Genomic DNA, 4,482 nt, shown 5'->3' with positions numbered 1-4,482 from the left:
TGAAGGTTTTACAAAAGAACTTGAATTAGTTGGAGTTGGTTATAGAGCTTCAAACCAAGGTCAAAAATTAGATTTAGCTCTTGGATATTCTCACAATATTGTTTTGGAAATTGCTCCAGAAGTAGTTTTAGAAACAATATCTGAAAAAGGTAAAAACCCTATCGTAAAATTAACATCATTTGACAAACAACTTTTAGGACAGGTTGCTGCGAAAATCAGAGGTTTCCGTAAGCCTGAGCCATACAAAGGAAAAGGTGTTAAATTTGTGGGTGAAGTATTAAGAAGAAAAGCAGGTAAATCAGCTTAAAAAATAAGATTATGTCATTAACAAAATCTGATAGAAGACAGAGAATTAGATTCAGAATTAGAAAATCGATTAGTGGTACTGCTGCTAACCCAAGACTATCTGTATTTAGAAGTAACAAAGAAATTTACGCTCAACTTATTGATGATGTAAATGGAGTTACTATTTTAGCTGCATCTTCAAGAGAAAAAGAAATAGGAAAAGGTACTAACGTTGAAGTAGCTGCTGCTGTTGGAAAACTAGTTGCAGAGAAAGCGTTAAAAGCTGGGATCGAAACAATCACTTTTGATAGAGGTGGTTATTTGTATCACGGTCGTATTAAATCATTAGCAGAAGGCGCAAGAGCGGCTGGACTTAAATTCTAATATATTATGTCTAAATACAAAAATGTAGAATTGGTAAAACCAAGTGGTCTTGAACTTAAAGATCGTCTGGTAAGTGTTAATCGTGTTACTAAAGTTACAAAAGGTGGTAGAGCTTTCGGTTTTTCTGCTATTGTAGTTGTAGGTGATGAAAACGGAGTAGTTGGTCACGGATTAGGAAAATCTAAAGACGTTTCTGAAGCAATTGCGAAAGCAGTAGAAGATGCTAAGAAAAATTTAGTAAAAATTCCTTTGAATGGACAATCTGTTCCTCACGAACAAAAAGGTAAATTTGGTGGTGCACGTGTATTCTTAATTCCTGCTTCTCATGGTACAGGAGTTATTGCTGGTGGAGCTGTTCGTTCAGTTCTTGAATCAGTAGGTATTCACGATGTATTATCTAAATCTCAAGGATCATCAAATCCTCATAACGTAGTTAAGGCAACTTTTGATGCTTTATTACAAATGAGAAGCGCTCATACTGTTGCAAAACAAAGAGGTGTTTCTTTAGAAAAAGTTTTTAAAGGTTAATTCAAGGAAATTATGGCTAAATTATTAGTAAAACAAGTAAGAAGCAAAATCAACTGCCCTCTTTCTCAAAAAAGAGGATTAGAAGCTTTAGGTCTACGTAAAATGGGACAAGTTGTAGAGCATGATTCAAACCCTGCTATCCTTGGTATGATAAACAAAGTTAAACACTTAGTTTCTGTAGAAGAAGCTAAATAACAAATACTGTTATGAATTTAAGTAACTTACAACCAGCTGAAGGGTCAACGCACAATCAAAATAAAAGATTAGGTAGAGGAGAAGGTTCTGGAAAAGGTGGTACTTCTGCAAGAGGTCACAAAGGAGCAAAATCTCGTTCTGGTTATTCTAAAAAGATTGGTTTTGAGGGAGGGCAAATGCCACTTCAAAGACGTGTGCCTAAGTTTGGTTTCACAAACATCAATCGTAAAGAATACGAAGGTGTTAATTTAGATACGCTTCAATTATTAGTAGACAATGGTATGATTACTGATTCTGTTTCTATGACAGATTTCGTAGCAAATCGTCTAGCTACCAAAAATGAAATCGTTAAGATTTTAGGTAGAGGAGAATTGAAAGCAAAATTAAAAGTAACTGCCCACAAATTTACTGCTACTGCAAAAGCTGCTATTGAAGCTGCTGGTGGAGAAGCTGTAACTATATAACTTATCTATTAAGATGAAGAAATTTATTGAATCAATAAGTAATGTTTGGAAAATCGAAGAACTGAAAAACAGAATCTTAATTACATTAGGATTGCTTTTGGTATATCGTTTTGGTGCACATGTAACGCTGCCTGGAATTGACGCAACTCAATTAACAGGTTTAGCGGGACAAACTAAAAATGGTTTAGGATCTATCCTAGACATGTTTACAGGAGGTGCTTTCTCTAAAGCTTCAGTTTTTGCTTTAGGTATTATGCCTTATATTTCTGCATCTATTGTTGTTCAGTTAATGGGAATTGCGATTCCTTATTTGCAAAAACTTCAAAACGATGGGGAGAGTGGTAGAAAAAAGATTAACCAAATCACTCGTTGGTTGACTATAGCTATTACACTGGTTCAAGGTCCAACTTATATCTATAATTTATACAGAACGTTACCTGGAAGTGCATTCTTACTAGGATTTAATTCACCTGAATTTTTGTTCTCTTCTGTTATCATCTTAGTTACTGGTACAATTTTTGCTATGTGGCTTGGGGAAAAAATTACAGATAAAGGTATTGGAAATGGAATTTCATTATTAATTATGGTTGGTATCCTAGCTCGTTTACCGCAAGCTTTTATTCAAGAGTTTACAACGAGAGTTACCAATAACAATGGAGGTCCAATGTTGTTAGTTATTGAAATTATTGTGTGGTTATTGGTAATCATTTCTTGTGTATTGCTTACAATGGCAGTACGTAGAATCCCGGTTCAATACGCTCGTCGTACTACAACTGGTGACTATGAGCAAGATTTAGCAGGTGGTAACAGACAGTGGATTCCTCTTAAGCTTAATGCTTCTGGAGTTATGCCTATCATTTTTGCTCAGGCAATTATGTTTATCCCTGCAGCAGTAGCTGGATTGTCTAAATCAGACACATCACAATCTATTGTTGGTGCATTTAGTAATATGTTTGGTTTCTGGTATAATTTTGTTTTTGCAACTTTAATTATTGTATTTACATTCTTTTATACTGCGATCACTGTACCTACTAACAAAATGGCTGATGATTTAAAAAGAAGTGGTGGTTTTATTCCTGGAGTTCGTCCTGGAGCTGAAACTTCTGAATTTCTTGATAAAGTGATGTCTTTAATAACTTTCCCAGGATCTTTATTCCTTGCTTTGATTGCTGTGTTCCCAGCTATTGTTGTAAGTATTATGGATGTACAACAATCTTGGGCAATGTTTTTTGGAGGTACCTCATTAATAATTATGGTTGGAGTTGCGATAGACACTATTCAACAAATCAATTCATACTTGTTAAACAAACATTATGATGGTTTAATGAAGACTGGTAAAAATAGAAAAGCAGTAGCTTAATATATTTATGGCAAAACAATCAGCAATAGAACAAGACGGATCAATCATTGAAGCATTATCTAATGCGATGTTCCGTGTGGAGTTAGAAAATGGACATATTGTAATTGCTCATATTTCTGGAAAAATGCGTATGCATTATATCAAATTATTACCTGGTGATAAAGTGAAACTAGAAATGAGTCCTTACGATTTGTCAAAAGCAAGAATTACTTATCGATATTAAAGGATATTCACTATGAAAGTTAGAGCATCAGTAAAAAAGAGAAGTGCCGAGTGCATTATCGTGCGTAGAAAAGGAAGATTGTACGTGATAAACAAAAAGAATCCTAGATTTAAACAAAGACAAGGATAATTATGGCAAGAATAGCAGGGGTAGATATCCCAAAAAACAAGAGAGGTGTTATAGCACTTACCTACATCTTCGGATTAGGAAAAAGTAGAGCTATTGAGATTTTAGAGAAAGCTCAAGTTAGCCAAGATAAAAAAGTTCAAGATTGGAATGATGACGAGATCGGAGCAATTCGTGAAGCTGTTGGAGCATTCAAAATTGAAGGAGAATTACGTTCTGAAGTTTCTTTGAACATCAAACGTTTAATGGATATTGGTTGTTATAGAGGAATTCGTCATAGATCTGGTCTTCCATTAAGAGGTCAAAGAACTAAAAACAACTCTAGAACTAGAAAAGGAAAAAGAAAAACTGTTGCTAACAAGAAAAAAGCAACTAAATAATAGGTAATATGGCTAAAGCAACTGCAAAAAAACGTAAAGTTATCGTTGAATCAACGGGTGAAGCTCATGTTTCTTCTACTTTTAACAATATTATTATTTCTTTGACAAATAAGAAAGGTGAAGTTATTGCTTGGTCTTCAGCTGGAAAAATGGGTTTCAGAGGTTCTAAAAAGAATACTCCGTACGCAGCTCAAATGGCAGCAGAAGATTGTAGTAAAGTAGCTCTTGAGGCTGGACTTAAAAAAGTAAAAGTTTATGTAAAAGGACCAGGAAACGGACGTGAGTCTGCTATCCGTTCTATTCATAACGGTGGAATTGAAGTTACTGAGATTATCGATGTTACTCCAATGCCTCACAACGGATGTCGTCCTCCAAAAAGACGTAGAGTTTAATACTCAAAAATTATAGTATAACCTAGATTGAAAATAGATTATCGAAGGATAAGACCTGAATTCATAATCTCAATCTTAAACAATTCAAAATGGCAAGATATACTGGTCCTAGCACAAGAATCGCTCGTAAATTTGGCGAAGCAAT

General features: G+C 34.6%; 10 protein-coding genes. All 10 read left to right on the top strand.

Annotated features, from left to right (window positions below):
• Positions 1 to 307 (top strand): 50S ribosomal protein L6 (locus B3C18_RS04275; RefSeq protein ID WP_291142901.1); only part of this gene is annotated, 307 nt, incomplete at its 5' end.
• Between the two features lie 11 nt (positions 308 to 318).
• Positions 319 to 669: a 50S ribosomal protein L18 gene (rplR, locus tag B3C18_RS04270; protein WP_053470830.1), complete on the top strand. Its 351-nt coding sequence runs from the start codon at positions 319 to 321 to the stop codon at positions 667 to 669.
• Positions 670 to 672: 3 nt separating this feature from the next.
• A complete protein-coding gene (rpsE, locus tag B3C18_RS04265) occupies positions 673 to 1,197 on the top strand; it encodes a 30S ribosomal protein S5 (protein WP_085950926.1) in 525 nt (174 codons plus the stop codon).
• 12 nt (positions 1,198 to 1,209) lie between these two features.
• Complete coding sequence (rpmD, locus tag B3C18_RS04260; RefSeq protein WP_017495010.1) at positions 1,210 to 1,392, top strand: 50S ribosomal protein L30; 183 nt, start codon at positions 1,210 to 1,212, stop codon at positions 1,390 to 1,392.
• Positions 1,393 to 1,403: 11 nt separating this feature from the next.
• Positions 1,404 to 1,856 (top strand): 50S ribosomal protein L15, encoded by a 453-nt coding sequence (gene rplO / locus B3C18_RS04255; RefSeq protein ID WP_291142897.1) that lies wholly within the window; start codon positions 1,404 to 1,406, stop codon positions 1,854 to 1,856.
• Between the two features lie 13 nt (positions 1,857 to 1,869).
• Entirely contained in the window at positions 1,870 to 3,216 is a 1,347-nt protein-coding gene (gene secY / locus B3C18_RS04250) for a preprotein translocase subunit SecY (protein ID WP_053470831.1), read from the top strand.
• 7 nt (positions 3,217 to 3,223) lie between these two features.
• A complete protein-coding gene (gene infA, locus B3C18_RS04245) occupies positions 3,224 to 3,439 on the top strand; it encodes a translation initiation factor IF-1 (RefSeq protein WP_007136545.1) in 216 nt (71 codons plus the stop codon).
• 12 nt (positions 3,440 to 3,451) lie between these two features.
• Positions 3,452 to 3,568, top strand: a complete 117-nt coding sequence (gene ykgO / locus B3C18_RS04240) for a type B 50S ribosomal protein L36 (RefSeq protein WP_002987490.1) — start codon at positions 3,452 to 3,454, stop codon at positions 3,566 to 3,568.
• A 2-nt stretch (positions 3,569 to 3,570) separates the two neighbouring features.
• Positions 3,571 to 3,945, top strand: coding sequence for a 30S ribosomal protein S13 (rpsM, locus tag B3C18_RS04235; protein WP_089055322.1), 375 nt, complete (start codon positions 3,571 to 3,573; stop codon positions 3,943 to 3,945).
• 8 nt (positions 3,946 to 3,953) lie between these two features.
• Entirely contained in the window at positions 3,954 to 4,337 is a 384-nt protein-coding gene (gene rpsK / locus B3C18_RS04230) for a 30S ribosomal protein S11 (protein WP_053470832.1), read from the top strand.
• The last annotated feature ends 145 nt before the right edge of the window (positions 4,338 to 4,482 follow it).

Source organism: Flavobacterium sp. UBA7680 (assembly GCF_002482975.1).
In the GTDB taxonomy this organism is placed as follows: Bacteria; Bacteroidota; Bacteroidia; order Flavobacteriales; family Flavobacteriaceae; genus Flavobacterium.
This window is presented reverse-complemented; position numbering and strand designations above follow the sequence as displayed.